Genomic DNA, 23,728 nt, shown 5'->3' on the forward strand with positions numbered 1-23,728 from the left:
AAGTTATCATAGAATACAGGAGGTATTCGACTTGGAAGTGAAATATGCGATAGGCATCGATATCGGCGGCACCAAGACAGCCATCGGGATCATCGATTCGGATGGAAAGGTATGTGCCAAGACGTCCCTGCCTACAGACCAATCGATTGACCCGCACATGATGGTAGAACGTATTGCCAATGCCGTCAAGCAATTGCTAGCGGAACAGAATTTGGACGAAGCCCAAATTGCCGGCATCGGAGTTGGGGCTCCCGGACCTTTGAATACAAAGACAGGCCATATCGTAAAGCCGCCCAATATGCCGGCTTGGCACGGCTTCCCTTTGCGTGAATCCTTGAAGAGACATTTCGAACTACCGATTGCATTCGAGAACGACGCCACGGCCGCTGCTCTGGCCGAGAAATGGCAAGGAGCCGCGCAGGAAGCCGACCATTTCATCTTTATTACGATCAGCACGGGCATCGGCGCGGGGATATTCTCGCACGGCAAGCTGATTACGGGCTCAACCGGCAACGCTGGCGACGTGGGGCATCTCGTCATTGATCCGTCCGCCGGAGACTGTGTATGCGGCCAGCAGGGCTGCTGGGAGTTCGTCGCTTCCGGCACGGCTATCGCCAGACAAGCTTCCCGGCTGCTTGGCAGGGACGTCACCTCTAAAGAGGTGTTCGATCTGGCCCAGGAAGGGCATGCCGGCATGAAGGCGCTGATCGACCAAGTGTTTCGCTACATCGGCATTGGCTGCGTCACGCTGATCAACACATTCGATCCAGAGAAAGTGGTTATCGGGGGCGGTGTCTCACAGGTAGGCGAACCTCTGTTTAACGCGGTACAGGATTATGTAAGAAGATGTGCCTTGAACCCGTCGGGGCAGAGCACCCCGATCGTACCTGCCGCACTGAATCAAGATGCAGGCCTGATCGGGGCCGCCGCCCTGATCCATATGAAGTATTAATCATACTAGAAGAAGGGAAGAGATTATCTCTATGAATCAACAGCCCATTTTTTTGACATCTGTATTTCAAGAGCGCATTTGGGGCGGAAGCAAGCTGGCCGAGCTGTTCGGTTACGATATTCCCAATGCAAAAACCGGAGAGTGCTGGGCGGTATCCGCGCATCCCAACGGACAAAGCATCGTCAAGGCCGGACCCTACCAGGGACTAAGCCTCGGGGAGCTGTGGTCCTCCCATCCGGAATTGTTCCATTCCGATTCGCCGGTATTCCCCTTGCTGACCAAAATTTTGGACGCTTCTGACGACCTCTCCGTTCAGGTTCATCCGGACGATGTATATGCAGGAGAGCATGAGAACGGCGAGCTGGGCAAGACGGAATGCTGGTATATTATTGACGCTGAGCCGGGCGCAGAAATCATTTATGGTCATGAGGCCAAATCCAAGGAGCAGCTCATGCAGTGGATCGAGGAAGGAAATTGGGAGGGACTTCTTACCAAGGTTCCAGTCCATCCCGGCGACTTCTTCTACGTGCCTAGCGGCACGATTCATGCACTCGGCAAAGGAATCGTTGTGCTTGAGACGCAGCAAAGCTCGGACACCACTTATCGCGTTTACGATTACGATCGTAAAGACAAGGACGGAAATACCCGGGAGCTACATCTGGACAAGGCGATTGACGTCACCACTATTCCCCAGTCGTACAAGAAAGAGACCTATGATACCCGCACCCAGGAAGGACTTACCGTTACTTCCTTTGTATCGAATGATTTCTTCACCGTGCAAAAATGGGATCTTGATGGCAAAGCCAATCTGGAAGCCAGCAAGAAGTATACCCTATGCAGCGTAATTGAAGGACAGGGGCAGTTAACTGTCGGAGACAATCAGTACCCGCTAAACAAAGGCGACCACTTTATTCTCCCCGTCTCCTTTGGCCCATACATGCTTAGCGGCACCATGAATTTGATCATATCCTCGGAATAGACATTAACTAGTAAAAATCAAAGACGGGCTGCCTCCAGTTAGAAGTATCTAACTTAAGAGACAGCCCGTTGGCATTTGTCCGTTAGGAGTCATTCATTAAAATCATCCAAACCCAGCGCTAGCCTTAATTTTGCAAATAACGTTCACGAATAATGCGGTAATGATGGATCGCGTGACCAGCAATAATATAAGCCAGCGCTCTGCTGGATACAGGTTCACCGCACGCGATTCCGACCCGCTGCCAAGCTTCATCATCCAATTGCCGGATAAGCGACAAGGTCGATTTCCTGACCGCCGTGAAATCCTTTAGCAGTTGCTGGATCGACAGCCGCTCAAAATTGGCATGGCTAACGAACAGCTCCTCGCTGAAGCCTGGCAGCGGCGTCTTATCTCCCCTGGCAATCCGCAGCAGCCGATAGCTCATTACACGCTCCGTATCCGTAATATGCCCCAGCACTTCCTTCAAGCTCCATTTGCCTTCCGCATACTTATAATTGCCCGCCTCGTCCGATAGTGCGCCAAGCTTCAGCATAGCTTCCTCCGGCTGAAGCTCGAGCAAGGTTAGTAACTCTCCTTCCGGCACTTCACGAATATATGCCCCGAAATGCTCCGGAAACTCTCCTGGCTGTGGTTTTGACAACGTCATAACTCATCCCCCAAACATAAATCGTTTAATCATCCCATACTTCATCCATCAAGGACTTCACATACTCGCTTCTTTGCTTCGTCTTATCGGCGTTTGCATTCCACCGGGTTCCGTCCCATTCCACAACATCTCCGGTCTTAACGCCGGCATCTACCAGCTTACGGGGCACATCCCTCGTCTTGCCGTCTACCTCTATAATACAATATTCACCTTCAAAACCTTCAATGATCCCTACCATCATTCCACTCACCTCTCGGTCGTGATTCGGTATGTATGACCGTCTGAAGCAATTTCCACAGTGCCGTGCAGGTCATTGCGGTATACCTCAATCCCCTGCTTGCTTAGCCTATCCAACACGGTCGAAGTAGGATGCCCATAGTTGTTCTCCCCAACCTGGATCACCCCATATTGCGGAGCAATCTTCTTCAAGAAGCTTAACGTTGTAGAAGACTTCGAGCCATGATGCCCGATTAGCATGACGTCGGCCTGCAAATCCGCTCCCGATTCAATCATGTCCTTCTCGCTCTTCTGCTCAGCATCGCCAGTCAGCAAATAGGATGTATTGCCGTACACTACTTTGACTACGGCGCTCATGTTATTCTTGTCATCGTAGGTTTGGACCGGGGCAACCATGGTCACCTGAACGTCCTCATCCCACTCAAGCACAAGTCCTGCCTTGGCTGTCTTAACCTTCAGGCCCTTATTCTTAACCGACAGCAGCAAAGATTCGAACGTCTTCGTATTCGCTTGAATCTTCGGCATATAAATTTCCCCGACATCGACATGGTCGATCACTCGGTCCAATCCGCCGATATGATCTGCATCCGGATGCGTACCGATCACGATGTCCAGGCGATTAACGCCGTACTCCCTTAAATAATCAAGCATTGCCTGCTCCCGGTCATTATTCCCTGCATCGATCAGCATCGTCTTCCCGGAAGGGCTGATCAGCAATTGAGACGCCCCTTGGCCCACATCGAGAAAAATAACCCGCAGACGGCTCTCATTCAGCTTGGAACCGCTGCTTGTATCGGCAGGACTCCCCAGTTCCAATTCTAGAGCACATCCAGACAGCATCAGCACGACAACCAAAATACTTACGAACATTCTTAACTGAAACTTAAAAATAGAATAACGCTTCTTCATTGAATGATCATTGTCCTTTTCTAGTTGCTCTAACCTTGCGCCCTGACAACGAAACAATTAGAACATTTGTTCTTCCCATTATATTAAATGCTCCGACCAGAATCAACCATTAGCTTGTAACCTTTATCTGCGAAAATAATGCAAAAGCACTTCAGCCAATACGGCTGAAGTGCTTTTAGAATTGGAGAATACGGGATAAATGAAACTTGTTATTACTTCACTGTTACAGAAATTGTTACCGTCTTGCCATCAAACTTCCCTTTGATCGACGCCGTGCCTTTGCCTACCGCCTCAATTTTACCTCCGGTGACTTTAGCTACGGACGGCTTGGAGCTGGTCCATTCCGCGCTGCCGGTTACGATGGCCGTCGCGCCAGTATCATATTCGGCTTTGACGACAACCGTTTTGATTCCTCCAGGAGCTAGTGCAAGCTTCTTCTCGTCTACGGTCAGCTTGGTAAGCTTAGGAACAACCTTCACGTTAACGCTGACGTTATGACCTTGATAAGATCCGGTCAATGTAGCCGAGCCTTCGCCAACCGCTTTGACGGAAGAGGAACTAACTGTGGCTACGTCCGTATTGGAGGACTGCCAGTTCATTTTCGTGGACAGAGTTACTTTCTGGCCGTTCGAATAATAACCAGTTACTTTAATCGCCTTGGATTTTTTCAAGTTAAGCTCGATATTCAGCGGTTCTACGACGACTTTCGTAATTTTTTGCTCGACTGTCATCGGGATGCTGATCGTCTTATTCGAGTATGTTCCTTTTAAAGTCGCCGAGCCTTTGATTAGGCCCTTAATCGTTTTGCCGTTTGCGGAATCTTTGATCACCGCATTACTGTTTGATATCGTCCAAGTAATCTCGCTGGCGATATCCGCTTCTTCATTTCCGTTCTCCCATACGACAGCCACTTTAGGGAACGGGCTCTCCTCGCCAACGACCAGGTTCAGCTTCTCTTCCTGGCTGATCAGAGCCAGAACCTTTTCTTTGACGGTGACTTCCACGTCAACCGAACTATTGCGAACCGAATGTGCAGATCCAGCCGTAACTTTAGATTCTGGAAGCTTCGCCGTAATCGTTGCCTTGCCCGCTTCCTTCGCTACGATTTTGCCGTCCTCGATTTTGACGACATCCTCATTGCTGGATGACCAAATGACTTCCTTGCTGAAATCTATTTCCACATCATCCAGCTTGGTTGCTTTAATACTCGGAACGTTCAGGGACTCATTCTTGAGCAATTCCAGCTCCGTCTTATCCGCCTCAAGCTTCGTAATGGTCGGCTGAACCGTCACATTAATGCTTCTGCTGACGCCATGATAGCTGACTTTGATCGTGGATGTTCCTACTGCTTTTGGAGAAATGGCTCCTTTATCCACCGTTACCGCCAAAGGGTTAGAGGATGTCCACTCAGCTGCAGCGGTAACATCATCCGTTGTATTGGCACGGCTTCTAACCTCTGCCTTCGCTTCCAGCTGTTCTCCGATGAACAGTGCTTGATCGGACGAAGGGTTAAGGATGATCACTTCGTACGGCGTACGTACATAGACGTCTACTTGACCTTTAGCACCTAGATATTGGGCCGTAATCGTCGCTTTACCGATGGCTACAGGTTTGATCTTGCCATCCTCGACCGTAGCGATACCCTTATCGGAAGTCGACCACTCAGCTTTATCGGATACATCCAGCGTCGATTGGTCGATCGACGAAATGGAAGTGGCTTTGACCACAATCTCATTATCGCCGACGAGCAGCTCGATATTCTCCGCCTTCTCATCATTGCTCGCATATACGAGGTTCAGTTCAGAGTACGGCGAAGAGACAGTAGCCTCAAAAGAAGCCGTCAATCCGGAATATTTAGCCGTAATCGTCGTTTTACCTTCTGCAACAAGCGTGATTTTACCTTTATCAATCGTAAGTACGGACGTATTGGAAGAAGTCCACTGCACATCTTGAGTTACGTCGGCCAGCGTACCGTTCGTATTCTCAACGACGGCCTGGGCTTTAACATTCAGATCCGCTTCATCCGCTCCAAGCTTATATTTACCATTCAGCGAATACTCCAAAGTCAAATCCTTGTATGTATCCACCGCTTTGACGGTAATCGTATCTACCGCGGAATCGTTATAAACAGCAGTAATTGTAGCGGTTCCGCTCTTAAGCGGCGTTAGAAGACCATTATCTACTTTAATGGTATCCGGCTGATCCGATGTCCAGCCAACGGCACGGGTAATGTCCTTTTTGACCGAGGAGCCCTCGACCGTCGCCCATACCTTCAATTGCTTCGTTCCTTTGCCAACCGTAAGTTCTAGCGTTGCACCGGAGCCTTCAATATCAATCGATAAGACATCGCCGGAGGCAGCAAAGACGCTAGTCGGGAATACAGCGGCAATGAGCAGCACCATGGTCAGGAGCCACTTCGTCATTTTCCTGTTCGGAATCATCCATTTCTCTCCTTTGTTGTCATTTATAGCCGGAAATCCAATCCAGCTCTACTGAAATTATATCGACATCTAGGATTAATTTCGTAACCTTTTTCCATAAAAATAATTCGTTTGTCCTACTTCTTTATTACTTATTGGATATTTATTACATTCCAGTCGATCGGCCGAGCACCTTGCTCTTCAAGATAGGCGTTTGTCCTGGAAAAAGGACGGCTTCCAAAAAAGCCCCGTCTCGCCGACAAAGGACTCGGATGAGCCGACTCGATGACAAAGTGCCGATTCGTATTGATTTGCGCTCCTTTTTTCTGGGCATGACTGCCCCACAAAATGAAAACCACAGACTCGTCTCTTTCGTTCAACGCTTCCACGACCGCATCCGTAAACTTCTCCCAGCCCTTGCCCTGATGGGAGCCGGCCAGTCCTTCGCGTACGGTCAGCACCGTATTCAACAGCAGAACGCCCTCTTGCGCCCATGATGTCAATGTACCCCCAACAGGAATGGGAATTCCCAAATCGCTGGACAATTCTTTGTAAATATTCCGCAGCGACGGCGGAACCTTTACCCCAGGCAGCACGGAGAAACTTAATCCATGCGCCTGCCCTGCGCCATGATAGGGATCCTGCCCCAGGATCACCACCCGTGTTCGGCTGTAGCCCGTCAGTTTCAAGGCTTGAAACAAATACGGCCGCGGTGGAAAGATCGTATGCTCCCTGTATTCCTGATCCAGCCAATTCATCAGCTCATGGAAATATGGCTTGTCCATCTCTGCTGCAAGCACCTGATCCCAATCGTTGCCAAACATCTCCTCACTCATGTTGCCTCTCCCTTTCCAAGCTTCCAGCATTTATATACTATTAATAAACTTATTTTAGCAGAAATCATCTGACTGGAACCTACAAAAAAATCGCACAGCTTCCGCTTTCGCGAGAGCCGTGCGATTTATTTCGTAATGCCGAGGACCGGGATCGAACCGGTACGGTAGTCACCTACCGCAGGATTTTAAGTCCTGTGCGTCTGCCAATTCCGCCACCCCGGCATAAATAACATGCCTGCCACAATCAATGCTGAAAAAATTCCTGCGTTGTTGATTATAACACGTTATTCGGCAAAGTTTCAAGCCCAAATGTAAAAATGATCGCTCGGTAGCCTTTTGCAGATTTTTTTGATAGGTTAAAGATAGGTAATTCATGCCATTACATCAAGTTAATATGTCTGGATACACTACATGATGTATTCCATTATAACTGGAGGTCATGCCCGTGAATATCTCGACAGACACTTACAAAATCGCGCCGTTAAACGATCAGGAGCAAGCCGTCGCACTCATCAAAGAAGCCGAGGCGGCCATTGCTGAAGCGACCGGAAATGAAGTTACCTTAATCGCTTACGAAAAATCAGAGAACCGTTGACCATGGCTATATAGAGGAGGGAACTCCAATGAACAACATGCCGAAAATATTGATCATTGCCGGGGCAGCTCTTATCATCGTGGGCTTGCTCTGGTCTTTTCTGGGCAGGTTCATCCATCTCGGGCGCCTGCCAGGCGACATCATAATCGACAAAGGCAACGTTAAATTTTATTTTCCAATCGTGACCTGCATTCTAATCAGCGTCATTCTGTCATTGATTGGCTATATCGTCCGATGGTTCATGAAATGATTCAAGCCATCCCACTTGTATTAATTCACGACGACCCACAGCAAGTTCCTCAGCCTATGGGGATGTATCAGGAGCCTTCAGCTAATGAAAAAAATTGCTATTATTTTTGCTATCATCTCACTGCTAACCGCATGCGGCAGCAGGCCTTATTCCAAGCATACAGAGTCTGAACCAAGTGTTCAGGCGAGCAAGCGTGTAACAAATTTCACTACATACCAAGGTGAGGCTTACTCCTTTTCTTATCCCTCTTCATGGGAAAGAAATGAAGACATAGGTATAGGTGATAATATTGAATACGTAGTTTCTTTTGCCTTTCCAGATCCGAACGATTCTAAATACAATATTCTTGCGCAAGCCTTTCTTACCCCTACCGACAGGTTAGTAGATGTTAAATCAGCTAGCGATGCTCTCATTGAGTCTTTTAAAACCAACATTGAAAATTTCAAAAAGACCGGATATACCGAAAAACAATACAAAAATTATATCGGCGGGATCTTTACGGGGAAATTTGAAAGCAATGGCGAAGAATTCACGATGGTACAGTACGCAATCCCAACCGAGAAGTATATATTTTACCTGAATATAACTTATTTTCAGCCTCTGTATGAAAAATACGGAATAGAGCAAACAAAGCAAATTATCGATTCAGTAGAGCTGCATCTCGGACAGGAGCAAAATAGAGCGAGATCAAACGATAGTATCGCTGACAGAATGGTTGAGGTTGTTCCGGTCTTTACGAATAAAGAATTAACTCCGGCATCCTATGAGTTTCTGGATCGCACAAAGCAGCTTTTCCCTGCAGACTCCCAGGAATCCATAGACGAGGTCAAGCGTTTATTGAACCCTAAAGTGACGACCAAGCATTTGGACAAAAACATCAATGACTATTTAGACACCTTCGTTAAGATCCAAGGAACCGTACTAAAAATTGATGAGATGGTATTAGATGATAAAACGATCACTATAGCCGTAATTTACGATAAATATAATAATGTCATATACATTTGGTATCCAGGTACGGCAAAGGACTTGCTCAAAGACGATCAAGCACTTGTGGTGGGTGTTCCTACGGTTAACTTTTCTTATAACAACACAGCTGGCGGCATTACATACGCCACATTTATTGCCGCTGCCGTATTGAAAGAAGTAAAATAAGGAGGCACTCAAATGAGTAAAAATAACAAAGAAGAGTTCTCAGGAACCGGATTAGCGGTAGGTGTCGCTATGGGCGTTAGCATTGGCCTTGCCATGGATAACCTCGCCGTTGGAATCGCCATCGGCATTTCATAAAGGTTGCCCCATTATGCCAAATTGCCAACCTCCCTTATGTTCGTTACAATCATTATTAAACAATTACATCTACTGCTAGGAGAACAACATTATCATGAGCAAAAAAATTGTTGCCATCGACATGGACGACACCATTTGTCACTTAATACCCAAAGCGCTTTATTATCATAATATGCAGTACCCTGGGCTTCAATTGATGATGGAGCAGGTTACCAGCTTTGACCTAAGCGGCATCTGGCATCCAGAATGTACAGAGGAGGCCTTTTTCGGCAGACCAGGCCTTTACGAAGAACTGGATATCTTTGATGAGTATACGATCGAGGAAATACGCAAAATGACCGCCAATTATGATGTTATTGTCATTACGGCGGCTCGGCCCTCTTCGGTTCCCGAGAAATGGAACTGGATGCAGAAGCACCTCCCCTTCATTCCTTATGAGAACTTTTTTGTAGCAAAACGCAAGTATCTAGTTGGTTTTGATCTGCTGATAGATGACGGCCCGCATAACATTATCGCCGCTAGCGAAGCCGGCAAGGAAACGATCCTGATTCCCCGCCCGTGGAATGCGCGTATACAGCATCAGTATCAACTCAAGGACAATTGGCAAGGGATGAGCGATTTGGTCGTTCAGATGCTAGCATCCAAGTAGGGATGATGTTAGTGTCTTTATCAATTATTCACTCGGGTTATTCCGCCTACTCTTTCCAATTCCACAAGCCCTGCATCCCCTTTGCCGGCATGGGCTTCTCTAGCAGCCGGACATCCGTCATTTCCCAAGCATAACGGCCGTCGCGATAATCCCCAAAGACGTATTCATGCCCTGCTTGCGCCGCAAGGCTCGCTGCGTCCCATCTGACTAACTGTTCGCCTGCCTCAAGCCATACGTCTCCCTTTTCTCCTGACGGTCTGGTTACGGCATAGCAGCTCTGCAAATTGGCTATGGCAATAACCGCCCCTGTCGGAAGATTGTCCGCTGTGAAACCGTACTTCGCCAGAACACTCCGATAAGGCTCCTCCCGGCAAATCTTCTTATCGACCTTTTTCCCGGCATGGATGGCGACTTCTCCGCGATGTCTCGTTGCCCAGCTGCGTGTTTCGAAACGTTTCTCCCCAAGCGCCAGAAATGTCGCCCAAGGTTGAATAATCGTAATTGCCCTCATGAGTATCCTCTCCTTTTATTGCATCGGACGTATTCGTTTCCTGCCATTCAACATCATCATATCTTAGTACCGCTCTGTTATACCTATAGTCTGATTTCTTATGATCCCGCTTTTATCAATATAGGCTAACGCCGTGCCATTCTGGGTTAAAGTCCATAGACTAATGTCAGTGGTACATTAACCTTAGGAGGTACGTTTATGAACGCAAATGATTATCAACAAATCTGTTGGAGCTGCATGAATAAATATGTCGGAATCGAAACGACCGACGGCCATGCTTACGATGGTTTTATCGCTCACGTCGATCAAAACTACGTTACCCTCGCCGTCCCTACAAATGAAATGATGGATCGCTTGAACGGACTGCCCGCCGAGGAATCAACTTATCGCCAATTCGGATTCCACCCCGGCTTTTTCCCAAGACGCCGTTTCTTTCATCGTCGCTTTCCTTTTTTCGGCATACGGAGTTTATTTCTGCTCCCTTTTTTCTTCTAATTTAACACTTTTGAAATTGTATTATGCTGCATTTCTTCCCGCTGCTCCGCTGCCGTCGGCAGCGGTTTTCTTATGTCTAAATTGAAACAGCTGATGGATAACCACGTATCTTATAGTAAGGAGATGATTTCTATGACATTTTTCGTGTCACTTCTGTTCATTGTTCCTGGCCTGTTGGGGCTATTCTTCCCTGCATTCGGTTGGTACATCAGGTACGGGTGGATGGTCAATGGCGACTCGGAGCCAAGCGAAGCCTTTATTGCCATGTCACGGATAGGCGGCGGGTTGGCCATTTTCTTCGGATTACTTGTTCTCCTTACAGGCGGTTCCATTCTTAATTATTAAACGTCCATAGACGAAAAATAAAGGGAGGAGATCATCCCATGTCTTTTGCCATTTCACTTATAATTATAGGTCTTGCCGCTACTGCTCTTGGAATATTCTCATATCTTAAACCAACCTTCGGCTGGAATATGAGTGAAGGCTGGAAAGTAAAAGGCGAGTCTGAACCAAGCGATATCTATATCGATTTCATAAAACTCGGCGGAGTAGTTTCCATCATGCTGGGCTCGTTTTTTTTGATTGGCGGCATTCTTAATTTGCTTTGACAGATCCATTCTTAAAATTTCCGAGTTTGAATATTGAGCATAATAACAAAAAAGCACCCTGTTAAGAGTGCTCAAAAATCAAACTTTGCACGAATTTTAATATTCATTTACTTCAAAATTAATGATTTTATCAAAAATAAAGTAATCCTTTCTTTCCTTAAATGGCCCCTTATTATTGTCATGTTTATTTACCGCAAACGTGACTGGACCATTGCCTGCGGCCTTTGTTTCATACCATTTTATAAATTGATTAACCTCAGTCATGGAAAGATCAAATTCTTTGACAACACCATTTTGAAGCATAACCTCTAGAATCGCCCGGTTACTAGTCGTATCTATAGGCTGTTCTGGCTGTTCTGGCTGTTCTGGCTGTTCTGGCTGTTCTGGCTGTTCTGGCTGTTCTGGCGTTTCGGGCTGTTCTGGCGTTTCGGGCTGTTCTGGCGTTTCGGGCTCCATTGGAAGCTCCGGATCAGTTCCAATTTTGCTCATCATTTCTAGTTCATCAATACTAACATAAATACCGCCATTATTAGCTGTAACATTTATTCGATATTTTTTATATAGAATTGTATTGTCAAAAGTATATTCTCTCTTTTCTCCAGCCGTCCAATCTATTTCATTCTCCCTAGTATCAAGAATATCCCATTCTTCCGTTTGTTCGTTCCATCCTTCAAATGTCCAATTTTTCGGTGCTCTATCAACATTTGGAACCAAAATCGGAGTGATATTCTTTATTGTATACTTTGCAATAATTTGTGGAGTGTCGAATTCATATGCTAGCCACCCAGTTTGAATACGTGGTTCCCATGTATCTTCATAAGATTGGCTCGAGCTTCTATTAAAAGCCTTCCAAGCCGCGTACATTGGACCATACTCCTGACTTGCTGATGCTTTTCCACTTGGTGAAGTATGACTCGTCATTTTTGGAATCAAATTGTCCGAATATTCATCCTGAGATGTTGAAGCGGCAAAAGAATTTGTTAAAAAAACAGTAATGATCAACACAAATACACCTAGAAAAATAAAACTTCTTTTTAATGAAGCTGGCAATAATAAAACCTCCTAATTTATGTATGAATCAAAAATACTATAACGATTCCATATTGTCTAAACATTACAATCCATATAATGTATTTTAATACATTTATTATAACATTTTATTTAGAGACACAATCCTATGATTTGCCGTTATCAAAAGAATCCTTCGGCTCTTCTTAAGCTTCCAAATCTACCATCTACCAACCCTACGAACAGCAAAAAACCCTTGCTAGGCAAGGGTTTCTCTTAAGTATGGGCCCTGAGGGACTTGAACCCCCGACCAATCGGTTATGAGCCGACCGCTCTAACCAACTGAGCTAAGGGCCCGGAAACGGGGTAAAGATGAATTGCGGGGGCAGGATTTGAACCTGCGGCCTTCGGGTTATGAGCCCGACGAGCTACCGGGCTGCTCCACCCCGCGTCAGTAAATAGCGACAACTAATAATATACACGATACCCCTGCCATGAGTCAAGTATTTTACTAAAAAAATTAAGGAATAAAGCGGACCCCGTATTTTCCTTTACGTGAACGAAATATTTCCACCTCCCTCATTTCATCGAAGCCGTATATCCAGCCATCCTGTACAAGCCTTTTGGCCAGACAGCCTGCTTGAAATTTTGTTCTGTACAACTTATTGAAATACACCCATCTCATGTGACGTTCCTGCCCTTCAAAGATTTTGTCGATGAACCATTACAACTATAGAATGCCCAACAACGTGCAAAAAAAAATCTCGCCAGATCAAAATCCGGCGAGATTTTATGATTAGTGCATTTCAAATACCGAGCCATCCTCATTAAACTGGGCTTTCGGGTTCTTTTTCAGCTCCAGCAGCATTTTATTTCCCTTCTCTTCCCATTCCTTAAGCGCTTCTTCCACCGTTTTCTTGTCTTCAAGCACTTCCTGGAAATGCGGTCTGCCTGAATTCGAGATGCTATACAGCCCCGGAATATCACGCGCTAATTTTTCTTCAGCAGCGCTAGCCGGCGGTGCAGGCTTCAATTGATAAAATGCATCAATGTTATAGGTTTGACCAGCCTTCGGCGTAATAAATGATTTACGGGACACCATTTCATACGTGTTGCTGCGGGATCTCAGCTTAGCGAAATCCTCCCCGTTTACGAACTTAATGAAATTCCAAGCGGTCTCGGCATTCGGCGCTGCACTGTTAATCGAGAACGTATTCCCAATCCAGATATTGCTGCCGATCCCCGGCTTCTCTGGATGCACCGGCATCGTAACGATATCCCAGTCCACCGGGCTGTAGTTTTTAATTTTCTCCGCATTGTTATTTGCTTCTACAATCTCATTAATGTAATAGCCGTCGCTGAGCATCATGGCCAGCTTGCCCGACAAGAACAAATCGCCGCTAATCGGGCTGTAATTGTCCTCCGAGTAATACTCTTCCATGTTCATATTTGACGAGCTTGGAATGGTTTTATCCTTCGCCAGCTTGCTGATCGTTTCCCACACATTTTTCCATTGCGGCGAATTGACCGTCATCACTTCAGCTTTATCATCGTACACTCTAAGCTCAAGCGGGCTTACATAACTGTTTTGCATATCCCAAAAAGGATCGCTGCCTAAATAACGGTTAAAGGAGAAGCCAAATACCCGATCTTTCCCTTCCCCCTTGGAGAGCAGACGGGCTTTATCGAACACCTCATCCCAAGTCATGCCATCTGTCGGCGGCTCGATTCCTGCATCAGCAAATATTTTCTTATTATAAAATAACGCGGACGAGCTGAAGGTCGGCGACAGTCCATACAGCTTGTTATCCCCGCCGATATCCTTAAGCGTATCGATGACTACAGGCACGATATCAGAAGTATCGAACTTATCCTCTTGAATCATCGGATCTAGCGGCTTTAGCAAATTCTCCTCGGCCAGCCGTTTCAGGGTACCGGTATCCGCGATGACGATATCCACCGGATTGTTCCCTGTCATCAATTTCTTCATGCTCTCGAAGTAGTCCGGCTCAACATACTGCTCATTGCTGTAATCTCTATAACGATATTCGGATTGGTCTACCGCTGGCACGATTTCGATCCTTACATTGTTATTGAACTCATAAATATCGGTGTACTGCTGACGGAACCAGGAATCATCGTTAGAGCCGTACAGCATACCGATGCGCAGTACCTTTTCTTCCTTGCTGTCCTTGCCTTTGCCTACGCTGCTGCTGCAGCCAGCAAGCAAGCCGACGGTTAGGCTCGCGGCCAAAGCGAAAGTTAATACTTTTCGGATTTTTCCACCATACCTGTTGTTCATTGCTTATCCCCCTCTATTGGTTTTGGTGCGGTAATCACAATTTTATCCCCGTCGAATTCCATGCTGGCCCGGCCTCCAATGCCAACGGCCTCCAAGTATTCCTTCGGAACCTGCAGGCGGCCAACCCGGTCAACCACGACAAACGCTTCGTGAACCTCCTGAAGCCCTCCGCCCTGAGAGCCAAGCTCGCCGTCCGCCTGATCCAAATTTGGATTGCGCTTTACGAACTCGGTGCTCGTTAAGCCGTCCCGAATCGCGACGACGCGGTCAACCTTTCCGGCCAATTCCAGGTCATGTGTGACGATCACGATCGTAATGCCAAGCTCCTTATTCACTTCCCGGAATATTCGCATGATCTGATCCGATGTCGCTGTATCGACCGAACCCGTAGGCTCATCCGCCAGCAGCATCTTCGGTCGGTTTGATAGAGAGATGGCGATGGCCACGCGCTGCTGCTCTCCCCCGGACAGCTGATGCAGCTTGTTGTGCATTCGATCCTTGAGCCCGACCCACTCCAGCAGCTGCTTTGCGTAGTCGCGGTCCAGCTTGCCGGATAACAGCATCGGCATTTCCACATTCTCCAGCGCCGTCAAATACGGGAGCAGATTTCGCGCATTATTTTGCCATACAAAACCGACCGTATTTCGTTTGTACTCAACTAACTGGTCATCCTGGATTTTAAGCAAATCCCAGCCCCCGACGCTAACCTGGCCAGCGGATGGCCGATCTAGACCACCGAGAATGTTCAGCAGTGTGGATTTACCGCTGCCGCTGTTCCCGATAATCGCCATCATTTCCCCTTGCTCCACGGTCAAATTCAGCCCTTGAAGAGCAACGACTTCAATGTCCTCGGTCTTAAAAATTTTAACGAGTCCTTCGCAATGAATCATCGCCATCTTACCGCTCCTCTCCCATCTTGACTGCTTGATGCACCCGCAGTCTGCGAATTTGCCAGAACAGTAAACCGGCTCCCAGCGCCAGCATGACAAATACAACAACATAGAGCTGGAACGTATCCTTCGAATCGAAAATAATTCTGAACGGCGGCACCTGGGTCGTTACGTTATCCGCGGTTTGCAGGAACGGCAAGTACAGCTTGCCGACTACCTTGCCAATGGCGATGCCCAGCACAATCGATAAGCCGGCCGTCAATATTTGTTCGGCCAATAGCATCAATGTCAGCTGCTTTCGCGACAATCCCATCGCCCGCAAAATACCGAATTGCACGACGCGGCCCGACAGATTGAAGAACCAGTACAGCACATAACCGATCAAAGATACGATAACAGATACGAGGAATCCAAGGCTAAGGATACCGAATACCCCGCCGCGGGTAGGATGCTTGCTCTGCACAGACAATACGGTGCGCACATCCTCTACGGAATAAAGCTCGATTTGCTTCTCCTTCAATTTCTCCATCAAAGGAGCCACTTTTGCTCCCTCCTCCATCTTAAGCCATACTTGATATGGAATAAGCGGAAGCTGATCGTTGATATAGTCCAAATTTGCGATGATAAACGGCTTCTCGTCAGGATACTGACTCGGCCAATAAGGCACGATGCCATATACAGCCAAGTCAATGGCGCCATCCGTCAGCGATACAGAGAAAATATCGCCCTGCTTTAACTTATACTTCTCAGCAAAATTGGACGGAATGATCGCGGCGGCTTCATTCATTCCCAGCAAATTCAAATACTGATAGGGATGCGCCGGGAATAGATCGTTGCGGAACCAGGCAACCTGTGCAAAGTCTACGTTGTCGACCCCCATCAACGTTCCCTGACCGGCCGAACGGCCCGATACGATGATATTTCCTTTCGTTTGCAGCACGCGCGCAGCATGCTTCACACCATCCAGCTCACGGAAAGCTTGAAACGGCGGTTCTTCATTATATACAATCTTTGCTGGCGGGTTATTCCCGCCTTGACCGCCGCCACCGCCACCTCCGCCAGGTCCGCCAGGTCCACCGGCACCGGGATTCCCTCCCGGTTGTCCACCGCCCTGCCCTTGCGTCGGAGGCTTTGTCGTTTTCTCAGGCGTTCCCGTCCAGACAGCCTGCATAATCACATCTGTTCCGTATTTATATAACGTCCGTTCCGTCGAGTTCACATCGATCGTCCGAGCTGCCGAGGCGTTATAAACCCCAAGGCCCAGAGTCAGAACAAGCAGAATCATCAGTGGATAATAGGATGTCGACGAGCGAGAAAGCTGCGTCAGACTTAAATAGTAAGGCACCGGCAACCACTTTTTCCCGACCCAGCCGATCAGCTTGAGCAGCCACGGGAACACGCGCAGGAAAAACAAACCCATCGAGAATATGGCGATAGCCGGCACGAAAAATAGAAACGGCTGAACTTGCAGCTCATCCGTAGTCATCCCGGTCTGGAACGTGATCATTTGGCGATCCAGGAACAGGTAATACCCATAGCCCGCAATGCCAAGCAGGACGATGTCCAGGAAATACCGCTGCCAACCGGGCTTCCGGTCTGAGCGGGCTTGTTTTTGCTTCGCATTGACAATCGAAGACCTAGCATACGAAATGGCCGGAATCAGCGTGGCCAGTATCGCAATAATGACAGCTGCCCCGCCTAGAGCCAGTGCGTCCATATTAAAGCCTACCGGAATCGATTTACGGTTCACAAAGGTCAGGAAGCCGTCCGCCGCCCCGATGCTCTTGGACATAAACCAGCCGAGCAACGGCCCGATAATCATCGCTGCCAGCCCAAGCAGCAGCCCTTCCAGCAGATAGATGAACACGATTTGCTTCGTAGAAGCTCCGCGGCTTCGCAGCACAGCAATATCGCTTTGCTGTTTATCCAGCGATTGGCGCGCATTCATTACGATATAATAGAACACCATAGCAATCATCGGTGCGGCCAACGTGAACAGCAGCGTCTGCATCTGCAGGCTTTGTTTGCGGAAATCATTCAACAAACCACCGAAGGAGATGTCCACCTTCGTATCCTTCAGCTTCTGATACAGCTCGACATTCAGGCGATCCAGCGTGCTTTGGAGCGGGGACAGCTGGCTCGTCTTGATCTCCCGGAGATCGAATGCATAGTACCATCCGGAATTGTGCAGCGGTACCGCTAACTTTGTGAGCAATCCTTCATTAAATGCCTTCTCACTGACGTAAAACTGGTTCATCATGCCTTCAAAGCCCTGATACCAGTATGGATCGCCCTCTTGCATAGGTTGGAAAGTCCCCACGATCTTCACCTTAAGAGTCAGATCGGATTTGCCAATCACGGGATATTCCATCACTGCGCCGACATGCAGATCTTGGCGGAACATCGCTTCTTCCAGCATCAAGGCCTCAATGTATCCGTCTTCGACTTGATCCGAGAACGCTTTCCCGTTTGAGAGGGAAATATGTTCCGGCAAGCCGCTCATCGAGACGATCGACATGGCCCTTTTGCGGCTGGCATCCACCTTGGTCGGATCCTGAGGATACACCTCAGACGTACGAATTGAACGCGTATTAACGAAAGTCTGCTGCGGGAACCCGATTTCCTCAGGCACTTCGTTCACGATATACGAGTGAACGTTCTCCAGGCTGGCAAAATCCGTCTTCGCACCGCCCGCGGCCTGATAGCTCATCAATAAAGAGCCAGCAGGCAAACCCTTGCTTTCTTCCATCAAGGAATTCGAAACAACCCGCTTCAATGCCCCATCCGAGTACATCGGAATGCTTACTGTGAATGAGACAGCGACGACAAGTCCCAATAACGTACTAAGCGTCAACCATTTCGTGTTCCACATTTTGCGGAACAGCAAGCGTAATAAAGGAACACCCATTAGCGACCCACTACTTTCTGCCCCGGCTCTAGTCCTTTTACAATCTGCACATCAGTTGGGGTTTGAACTCCTACCTCAACGTCCGCTTCCCGCTTCGTCCCGTCTGGTTCGATGACCTGTACATAGGTACGCGATCCAACCGTACGCAGTGCCGAAATCGGAATGACCACCGCATCATCAATGCGCTGGGTAACGATTCTTACGGTCAGCATCGCCCCGCGTCCCAGATCAGTGGGCCATTTATCCAAATCAACGATTAGATATTTATCGATAGATTCCTTCTCTGGAGGGGTTCCGCTTTGACCTCCCCCATTATTTCCGCCATTGCTGCTGCCGCTATCGGTTGTGGAAGGCATGACTTTAACCTTTCCATCGAATTTACCAAACGTATTGATATCGACAGTTGCCTTCATTCCAGGGGCTAGCTTCTGCAGGTCATCCTTGCTGAACGTGGCGCCAACCACAAGCGCCGAAGTATCGGAGATGACGCCTAGTGATTCATAGGCCTTAATCGTACCGCCCTTCTCTGCCTTTAAAGACACGATCGTACCCGCAAACGGAGCCCGCAAAGTCCCGTCTGCAATTTGCTGCTCAAGATCGACCAGCTCCTGGCGCGCTTCCTCAAAGACGATAGTGGCTTCCTCAAATTCATATTCCTCTTTCTCATCCTTCGTGCGCAACGTTTCCTTCATCGCGATTTCCTGCTTGCGGAAGTCCAAGCGTTTCTTGCGAAGCTGCTTCTGCAACTCCTCAACGTCAAGTTCGAGCAGAATATCGCCTGCGGCAACCTTATCCCCTGCCTTCACTCGAACGTTCTTAATATGCGTAGCCCCTTTATCATCGGAAAAATACAGCTGTTCTTCCCGTTGGCTCAGCACTTTCCCCGTTCCCTTTACGTCCAGCTCAATCGTCTCTTTTCGGACCTCGTATTCCGGCTTCTTCGATATCGTTGGCGGGGTAATAACCGACAGATCCTCCTCTTCCTCTTCATTCGGGAGCAATCCGCAGCCGGACGCGCCGACGAGGACAATACATAATGACACAAGGCTCAGCGTCCGGAGCCATGCCTTTTTATTCGATAAATTTTCCATCCACCATTTCATAAACATGGTCTGCTACCTCCAAGATTGTAGGATCGTGAGTAGTCATACAAATCGTCACTTGTTCCGTATGTATGATATTTTTGAATACGGACATCACCTGCGCGCCCATCTGGGAATCCAGGTTGGCCGTCGGCTCATCCGCAAGAAGCAGCTTGGGGCGATGGGCGATCGCTTTGGCGATAGCTACGCGCTGCTGCTCTCCCCCCGACATTTCGAATGGGCGGTGAAACATCCTTTTGCCAAGTCCAACCAGCTCCAGGCACTGCGTTACGCGCTGCTTCCATTCCTGAGGAGGCACACCGGCCATCCGAAGCGACAGCTCTACGTTCTCCCATGCTGACAGCAGCGGCAGCAAAGCGTAGGCCTGAAAAATGAAGCCGATCTGGTCGCGGCGCAATATCGTTCGCTTATCGTCGCTAAGCTGATGCAGTGGTTGCCCGCGGAACAGGATTTCCCCTTTCGTAGGCTGATCGAGCCCGCCTAGCATATTGAGCAGCGTCGTTTTCCCAGAGCCGGATCGGCCTTTGAGCATCACAAGCTGGCCGGCCCGCACCTCCATGTTGATGCCCTTAAGCACATGAAGCTCAGTCCCGCCTACCGGAAACATCCGGTGAACTTCCCTCACTGACAAAATGGTCTCCGAAGATTTCGGGGATTCCACATGATCTTCCGGCTCTGCGGCCACCCTCGCAGCAGCAGCTTCCTCACGGCCTTGATCCGCGTCCTCAAAATTTTCGCCCTGTTCATCCGGCGAAGCTTCATTTGAGATAACGCTCACATCCTGATCATCGGATTGTTCTGATTTTACAGTTTTGCGAAACCATCGCATCATTGTGTATCGGTCTCCTATGCTTCCTAATTTTTACGCGTCCCTCAAATTCATCACGTCTAGCATTATAAACGAAATCTCATGGCAAAAAGTTACAACATTTTTTACGATATTGAGATAATATTTCCATTATTTACTCACTGAACTGCGGCAGCAAGTTTGTTAAGATGACAAAGACTCGTAATATATTAGAAATTACGGCATTGTTCAGCGCTGCTGATAACTTATAAATCTATTACTTCAAAAAAGGGGAGAGATGCGATGAAGCGTCGTGCGAAACTATTTCTTCTCATTACTATGACGCTTTTTATTTCCATAAGTTGCAATCTTCAGACACCGACCATAGCTTTCACACAGGAATCGCCGTTTCAGGACATCAGCGGCAGCTATGCCAAAGAAGAAATTATCGCCCTTTACCGGGATAATATCATGACGGGAACCAAACCCGGCTTTTTTGCCCCTAAGCAGCCGATGACCCGGGCGGAGTTTCTCACAACTCTCGTTCGCATGCTTCGCCTCACTCCCGTACCTGCCAAAGTACCCGCCTATAACGACGTTCCTTCGTCTTCCTGGTATTACGGCTATGTCCAAGCCGCCACGGAAATCGGTCTTGCCTCGGGAACAGGTTCGGGTACATTCAGTCCGGGCCGGCCGCTGAGCCGTCAGGAGGCGGCGACCTGGATTGTCCGCGCATTCAAGCAGCAGCCGGGCTCTGCCGCAGCGTTGTCCTCGTACCGGGATCAATCGGAAATTGCCCCGTGGGCACTGCCTTATGTTAATACGGTAACAAAGCTGCAATTCATGGGCGGATATGAGGGTATGTTCCAGCCGAACCAGCCGTTATCCCGTCAAGAGGCAGCCTCACTGCTGTATCGCATACGAGCTCATAAGCCATGGATGAACGAAATCGGCAAAGAGGCGAGCCCCAAAATTCAGATTGGCTGGCAGTACGGACAGACTACACAGCAATATGAACGTAACATTCTGAAATCCAACGTAAATGTCCTGTCCCCGCGGTGGTTATTTCTAGAAAAAGGCGGAAAGCTGAAGGACTATACGGACCCCTCTCTCATAACTTGGGCGAAGCAGCATAAAAAAGCCATTTGGGCCATGCTCGGAAACGGCTTCGACATGGAGGCGACGCATGAGCTTCTAGCCTCATCCACCGAATCGGCCAGCTTTACCCGCAGTATCGTGGCCCTTGTACAAAAATACGGCCTTCAAGGAATCAACGTCGACTTTGAAAACGTAAAACCCGAAGATCGCTTCTATTTCACCCGTTTCATCAAGCTGCTGGGCGAACAATTGCATAGCGCAGGAGCCATCCTATCGGTGAATGTCTCACCAGAGTTAGGAAGCGACTGGACGGCGGCATTCGATTACGAAGCTATCGGCAAATATGCGGATTACGTCGTGCTAATGGGATATGATGAGCATTGGACAGGCGGGTATTATGCAGGATCCGTCGCCTCCCTGCCTTGGGTACGCAGCGGTCTCGATACGCTGCGGCAGGAGGTGCCCGATCATAAGCTCATTTTGGCTCTGCCCTTCTACAATCGCGATTGGACAACGAAAGGAAGCAGTTCGACCGTAGCCATTGCTTCGACGGACGTTACCCTACAAGAGCAGTCCGACCTAATGGTGCGCTATAAATTCCGGCCTTTATGGAACGAGACCCTCGGCCAGTACAACGCCGCCTACACCAGCGGAGCAGCCCATCGGTTATGGCTGGAAGACTCCCGGTCTCTATCGCTGAAATATCAGATGGCCGCGAGCCGGGGCGTCGCTGGGTTTGCTTACTGGCACATCGGCGGTGAGACGCCGGATATTTGGACAAGCCTGAGCAATGCGGAGCGTTATTCCATGTACTCATTTGACTAATCATATTTATAGAAAAAAGGGCCATTCCCTACTACAGGGAATGGCTCTTTTGTTTGATTAAACTCCAAAGGATGCCGGATTTTCTCGCCAAGATTGCAGCAGGGATAAATCATCCGGCTTCACGATACCCTTCTCGACGGCAACTTCGATAAGCGCTCCATAGTTGGACAAGGTTTGCAGCGGAATACCAGCTTCAGCAAACGCCTGCGCAGCTTTATCCAACTGGTAGTTGAAGATGGCCAGCACAGCCAGCGGCTCGGCACCCGCCTCGCGAACGGCTTGCGCCGCTTTGATCGAGCTGCCGCCCGTCGAGATCAGATCCTCGATAACGATAACCTTCTGCCCAGGCTTGATCAGGCCTTCAATCAGATTCTCCTTGCCATGGCCCTTCGCCTTGTCGCGGACATAGATCATCGGCAATCCGAGCTTCTGGGAGACGAAGGCCGCGTGGGGAATCCCCGCCGTAGCCGTGCCCGCAATGACCTCTGCCTGTGGATAAGTGCTGCGGATAACCCCGGCAAACGACTCTGCAATGAGGTCGCGGATGTCCGGATAAGACATCGTCAGACGATTGTCGCAATAAATCGGCGACTTAAGGCCCGATGTCCAAGTAAAAGGCTGGTGCGGCCGCAGAGCGACCGCCTTAATGTCCAGCAATTTCCCTGCTACCTCTAAAGCGATTTGATTTGTATTTACCATGCTTCCTTCATCTCCTCTATAATAAGCTCAGCAGCACGCCGCGGATCTTTGGCTTCTGTGATCGGCCGTCCAACGACGATGAAATCCGTCCCTTGACGCATCGCGTCCCCCGGGGTAAGTGTACGGAACTGATCTCCCGCCGTGCTTCCTGCCGGGCGAATCCCTGGCGTTACCGTCTTGAAGCCGTCCCCACAGTGCTTTTTGATTGCTTGTACTTCTAATGGGGAAGCGACAACGCCATGCAATCCCGCTTGCTTCGTCAAGGAAGCGTAAGCGACGACAGCGTCCTCCATCGTTCCCGGAATGCCGATTTCCCGGTTTAGGGTCTCCTGACTGGTACTCGTAAGCTGAGTAACCGCAATGATCGTCGGCATGGCAAGCGACGGGTCGCTGGCTAGGGCAGCCTTGGCGCCTTCCAATGCGGCAGCCATCATTTTCAGCCCCCCAGCAGCATGTACATTGAACATGTCTACGCCGAGCCGGGTTACGCTGTTCGCTCCACCCTTCACGGTGTTCGGAATATCATGCATTTTTAAATCCATGAATACCCGATACCCCCGCTCCTTCAGTTCCCTTACAAAATCAGGACCGACTGCATAATACAGCTGCATCCCGATCTTCACGTAACAAGGGATGCCTTCCAATTGAGTGATCAGCTTGCGTGCTTCCTCCGCAGTCGGATAGTCGAGCGCGACCATCAGGCGCCCGGCAGCTTGTTCGAATGTACTCAT

The 23,728-nt window shown here is 48.7% G+C and carries 25 protein-coding genes and 3 tRNA genes; 11 read left to right on the top strand and 17 right to left on the bottom strand.

Features of this window, described 5'->3' with window-relative positions:
• The first annotated feature begins 37 nt into the window (after positions 1-37).
• The gene (locus ACYUJT_RS13330) at positions 38-952 is read left to right on the top strand and encodes an ROK family protein (protein WP_460323311.1); all 915 of its coding nucleotides are present in this window, start codon (positions 38-40) and stop codon (positions 950-952) included.
• 31 nt (positions 953-983) lie between these two features.
• On the top strand, positions 984-1,931 hold the full coding sequence (manA, locus tag ACYUJT_RS13335; RefSeq protein WP_460322787.1) for a mannose-6-phosphate isomerase, class I: 948 nt from the start codon (positions 984-986) through the stop codon (positions 1,929-1,931).
• 124 nt (positions 1,932-2,055) lie between these two features.
• Here the strand turns inward: manA and ACYUJT_RS13340 are convergent, their stop codons facing one another.
• From ACYUJT_RS13340 to ACYUJT_RS13365, 6 genes are all read right to left on the bottom strand, one after another.
• Positions 2,056-2,577 (bottom strand): DinB family protein, encoded by a 522-nt coding sequence (locus ACYUJT_RS13340; RefSeq protein ID WP_460322789.1) that lies wholly within the window; start codon positions 2,575-2,577, stop codon positions 2,056-2,058.
• 25 nt (positions 2,578-2,602) lie between these two features.
• Positions 2,603-2,818, bottom strand: coding sequence for a DUF3006 domain-containing protein (locus ACYUJT_RS13345; protein ID WP_460322792.1), 216 nt, complete (start codon positions 2,816-2,818; stop codon positions 2,603-2,605).
• Between the two features lie 5 nt (positions 2,819-2,823).
• Positions 2,824-3,684: a ComEC/Rec2 family competence protein gene (locus ACYUJT_RS13350; protein ID WP_460322795.1), complete on the bottom strand. Its 861-nt coding sequence runs from the start codon at positions 3,682-3,684 to the stop codon at positions 2,824-2,826.
• A 251-nt stretch (positions 3,685-3,935) separates the two neighbouring features.
• A complete protein-coding gene (locus tag ACYUJT_RS13355; protein ID WP_460322798.1) occupies positions 3,936-6,164 on the bottom strand; it encodes an Ig-like domain-containing protein in 2,229 nt (742 codons plus the stop codon).
• A gap of 131 nt (positions 6,165-6,295) precedes the next feature.
• Entirely contained in the window at positions 6,296-6,967 is a 672-nt protein-coding gene (locus ACYUJT_RS13360) for a uracil-DNA glycosylase (RefSeq protein WP_460323313.1), read from the bottom strand.
• 148 nt (positions 6,968-7,115) lie between these two features.
• Positions 7,116-7,201: transfer RNA gene (locus ACYUJT_RS13365), tRNA-Leu, on the bottom strand.
• Between the two features lie 223 nt (positions 7,202-7,424).
• Here ACYUJT_RS13365 and ACYUJT_RS13370 point away from each other — a divergent pair.
• The 5 genes from ACYUJT_RS13370 (at position 7,425) to ACYUJT_RS13390 (ending at position 9,763) form a co-directional block, all read left to right on the top strand.
• A complete protein-coding gene (locus ACYUJT_RS13370; RefSeq protein ID WP_460322800.1) occupies positions 7,425-7,574 on the top strand; it encodes a hypothetical protein in 150 nt (49 codons plus the stop codon).
• A gap of 28 nt (positions 7,575-7,602) precedes the next feature.
• Positions 7,603-7,824 carry a DUF2905 domain-containing protein gene (locus ACYUJT_RS13375; RefSeq protein WP_460322803.1) on the top strand — a complete coding sequence of 74 codons (222 nt, stop codon included), beginning with the start codon at positions 7,603-7,605 and terminating at the stop codon, positions 7,822-7,824.
• An 84-nt stretch (positions 7,825-7,908) separates the two neighbouring features.
• On the top strand, positions 7,909-8,979 hold the full coding sequence (locus ACYUJT_RS13380) for a hypothetical protein (protein ID WP_460322806.1): 1,071 nt from the start codon (positions 7,909-7,911) through the stop codon (positions 8,977-8,979).
• Positions 8,980-8,991: 12 nt separating this feature from the next.
• A complete protein-coding gene (locus ACYUJT_RS13385; protein WP_460322809.1) occupies positions 8,992-9,114 on the top strand; it encodes a hypothetical protein in 123 nt (40 codons plus the stop codon).
• Between the two features lie 94 nt (positions 9,115-9,208).
• Positions 9,209-9,763: a 5' nucleotidase, NT5C type gene (locus ACYUJT_RS13390; protein WP_460322812.1), complete on the top strand. Its 555-nt coding sequence runs from the start codon at positions 9,209-9,211 to the stop codon at positions 9,761-9,763.
• Between the two features lie 46 nt (positions 9,764-9,809).
• On the opposite strand, the gene ACYUJT_RS13395 is transcribed toward ACYUJT_RS13390, so the two are convergent.
• Positions 9,810-10,274 (bottom strand): ASCH domain-containing protein, encoded by a 465-nt coding sequence (locus ACYUJT_RS13395; protein WP_460322815.1) that lies wholly within the window; start codon positions 10,272-10,274, stop codon positions 9,810-9,812.
• A gap of 198 nt (positions 10,275-10,472) precedes the next feature.
• Between ACYUJT_RS13395 and ACYUJT_RS13400 the strand changes: the two genes are divergently transcribed.
• The 3 genes from ACYUJT_RS13400 to ACYUJT_RS13410 all read left to right on the top strand — a co-directional run bounded on the left by ACYUJT_RS13400 (position 10,473) and on the right by ACYUJT_RS13410 (position 11,377).
• Entirely contained in the window at positions 10,473-10,769 is a 297-nt protein-coding gene (locus ACYUJT_RS13400) for a phosphatidylinositol kinase (RefSeq protein ID WP_460322818.1), read from the top strand.
• 132 nt (positions 10,770-10,901) lie between these two features.
• Positions 10,902-11,114, top strand: a complete 213-nt coding sequence (locus ACYUJT_RS13405) for a DUF6199 family natural product biosynthesis protein (protein WP_460322820.1) — start codon at positions 10,902-10,904, stop codon at positions 11,112-11,114.
• Between the two features lie 38 nt (positions 11,115-11,152).
• A complete protein-coding gene (locus ACYUJT_RS13410) occupies positions 11,153-11,377 on the top strand; it encodes a DUF6199 family natural product biosynthesis protein (protein ID WP_460322823.1) in 225 nt (74 codons plus the stop codon).
• A 96-nt stretch (positions 11,378-11,473) separates the two neighbouring features.
• On the opposite strand, the gene ACYUJT_RS13415 is transcribed toward ACYUJT_RS13410, so the two are convergent.
• From ACYUJT_RS13415 to ACYUJT_RS13450, 8 genes are all read right to left on the bottom strand, one after another.
• Complete coding sequence (locus tag ACYUJT_RS13415; protein WP_460322826.1) at positions 11,474-12,427, bottom strand: discoidin/SUN/FTP domain-containing protein; 954 nt, start codon at positions 12,425-12,427, stop codon at positions 11,474-11,476.
• A 241-nt stretch (positions 12,428-12,668) separates the two neighbouring features.
• Positions 12,669-12,742: transfer RNA gene (locus ACYUJT_RS13420), tRNA-Ile, on the bottom strand.
• A gap of 20 nt (positions 12,743-12,762) precedes the next feature.
• Positions 12,763-12,836: transfer RNA gene (locus ACYUJT_RS13425), tRNA-Met, on the bottom strand.
• A 345-nt stretch (positions 12,837-13,181) separates the two neighbouring features.
• Positions 13,182-14,687, bottom strand: coding sequence for an ABC transporter substrate-binding protein (locus tag ACYUJT_RS13430; protein ID WP_460322829.1), 1,506 nt, complete (start codon positions 14,685-14,687; stop codon positions 13,182-13,184).
• Positions 14,684-15,577, bottom strand: a complete 894-nt coding sequence (locus ACYUJT_RS13435) for an ABC transporter ATP-binding protein (RefSeq protein WP_460323315.1) — start codon at positions 15,575-15,577, stop codon at positions 14,684-14,686. Before ACYUJT_RS13435 ends, ACYUJT_RS13430 begins: the two co-directional genes overlap by 4 nt.
• A gap of 7 nt (positions 15,578-15,584) precedes the next feature.
• Positions 15,585-18,485 (bottom strand): ABC transporter permease, encoded by a 2,901-nt coding sequence (locus ACYUJT_RS13440; protein WP_460322832.1) that lies wholly within the window; start codon positions 18,483-18,485, stop codon positions 15,585-15,587.
• Entirely contained in the window at positions 18,485-19,594 is a 1,110-nt protein-coding gene (locus ACYUJT_RS13445) for an efflux RND transporter periplasmic adaptor subunit (RefSeq protein ID WP_460322835.1), read from the bottom strand. Before ACYUJT_RS13445 ends, ACYUJT_RS13440 begins: the two co-directional genes overlap by 1 nt.
• Positions 19,557-20,420, bottom strand: coding sequence for an ABC transporter ATP-binding protein (locus ACYUJT_RS13450; protein WP_460322838.1), 864 nt, complete (start codon positions 20,418-20,420; stop codon positions 19,557-19,559). The genes ACYUJT_RS13445 and ACYUJT_RS13450 overlap by 38 nt, the downstream gene beginning before the upstream one ends.
• Before the next feature lie 258 nt (positions 20,421-20,678).
• Between ACYUJT_RS13450 and ACYUJT_RS13455 the strand changes: the two genes are divergently transcribed.
• Entirely contained in the window at positions 20,679-22,298 is a 1,620-nt protein-coding gene (locus ACYUJT_RS13455) for an S-layer homology domain-containing protein (RefSeq protein WP_460322841.1), read from the top strand.
• Between the two features lie 57 nt (positions 22,299-22,355).
• Here the strand turns inward: ACYUJT_RS13455 and pyrE are convergent, their stop codons facing one another.
• Positions 22,356-22,997, bottom strand: a complete 642-nt coding sequence (gene pyrE / locus ACYUJT_RS13460; RefSeq protein WP_460322844.1) for an orotate phosphoribosyltransferase — start codon at positions 22,995-22,997, stop codon at positions 22,356-22,358.
• Positions 22,991-23,728, bottom strand: a complete 738-nt coding sequence (gene pyrF, locus ACYUJT_RS13465) for an orotidine-5'-phosphate decarboxylase (RefSeq protein WP_460322846.1) — start codon at positions 23,726-23,728, stop codon at positions 22,991-22,993. Before pyrF ends, pyrE begins: the two co-directional genes overlap by 7 nt.

The organism is Paenibacillus sp. YSY-4.3, assembly GCF_054767475.1.

Coding starts and splice junctions, on each gene's coding strand:
- manA (WP_460322787.1), top strand. CDS start 984: ATGAATCAACAGCCCATTTTTTTGACATCTGTATTTCAAGAGCGCATT.
- ACYUJT_RS13350 (WP_460322795.1), bottom strand. CDS start 3,684: ATGTTCGTAAGTATTTTGGTTGTCGTGCTGATGCTGTCTGGATGTGCT.
- ACYUJT_RS13435 (WP_460323315.1), bottom strand. CDS start 15,577: ATGATTCATTGCGAAGGACTCGTTAAAATTTTTAAGACCGAGGACATT.
- ACYUJT_RS13355 (WP_460322798.1), bottom strand. CDS start 6,164: ATGATTCCGAACAGGAAAATGACGAAGTGGCTCCTGACCATGGTGCTG.
- ACYUJT_RS13360 (WP_460323313.1), bottom strand. CDS start 6,967: ATGTTTGGCAACGATTGGGATCAGGTGCTTGCAGCAGAGATGGACAAG.
- ACYUJT_RS13445 (WP_460322835.1), bottom strand. CDS start 19,594: ATGTTTATGAAATGGTGGATGGAAAATTTATCGAATAAAAAGGCATGG.
- ACYUJT_RS13405 (WP_460322820.1), top strand. CDS start 10,902: ATGACATTTTTCGTGTCACTTCTGTTCATTGTTCCTGGCCTGTTGGGG.
- ACYUJT_RS13395 (WP_460322815.1), bottom strand. CDS start 10,274: ATGAGGGCAATTACGATTATTCAACCTTGGGCGACATTTCTGGCGCTT.
- ACYUJT_RS13410 (WP_460322823.1), top strand. CDS start 11,153: ATGTCTTTTGCCATTTCACTTATAATTATAGGTCTTGCCGCTACTGCT.
- pyrE (WP_460322844.1), bottom strand. CDS start 22,997: ATGGTAAATACAAATCAAATCGCTTTAGAGGTAGCAGGGAAATTGCTG.
- ACYUJT_RS13340 (WP_460322789.1), bottom strand. CDS start 2,577: ATGACGTTGTCAAAACCACAGCCAGGAGAGTTTCCGGAGCATTTCGGG.
- ACYUJT_RS13385 (WP_460322809.1), top strand. CDS start 8,992: ATGAGTAAAAATAACAAAGAAGAGTTCTCAGGAACCGGATTAGCGGTA.
- ACYUJT_RS13380 (WP_460322806.1), top strand. CDS start 7,909: ATGAAAAAAATTGCTATTATTTTTGCTATCATCTCACTGCTAACCGCA.
- ACYUJT_RS13390 (WP_460322812.1), top strand. CDS start 9,209: ATGAGCAAAAAAATTGTTGCCATCGACATGGACGACACCATTTGTCAC.
- ACYUJT_RS13345 (WP_460322792.1), bottom strand. CDS start 2,818: ATGATGGTAGGGATCATTGAAGGTTTTGAAGGTGAATATTGTATTATA.
- ACYUJT_RS13440 (WP_460322832.1), bottom strand. CDS start 18,485: ATGGGTGTTCCTTTATTACGCTTGCTGTTCCGCAAAATGTGGAACACG.
- ACYUJT_RS13430 (WP_460322829.1), bottom strand. CDS start 14,687: ATGAACAACAGGTATGGTGGAAAAATCCGAAAAGTATTAACTTTCGCT.
- ACYUJT_RS13375 (WP_460322803.1), top strand. CDS start 7,603: ATGAACAACATGCCGAAAATATTGATCATTGCCGGGGCAGCTCTTATC.
- pyrF (WP_460322846.1), bottom strand. CDS start 23,728: ATGAGTACATTCGAACAAGCTGCCGGGCGCCTGATGGTCGCGCTCGAC.
- ACYUJT_RS13400 (WP_460322818.1), top strand. CDS start 10,473: ATGAACGCAAATGATTATCAACAAATCTGTTGGAGCTGCATGAATAAA.
- ACYUJT_RS13455 (WP_460322841.1), top strand. CDS start 20,679: ATGAAGCGTCGTGCGAAACTATTTCTTCTCATTACTATGACGCTTTTT.
- ACYUJT_RS13450 (WP_460322838.1), bottom strand. CDS start 20,420: ATGATGCGATGGTTTCGCAAAACTGTAAAATCAGAACAATCCGATGAT.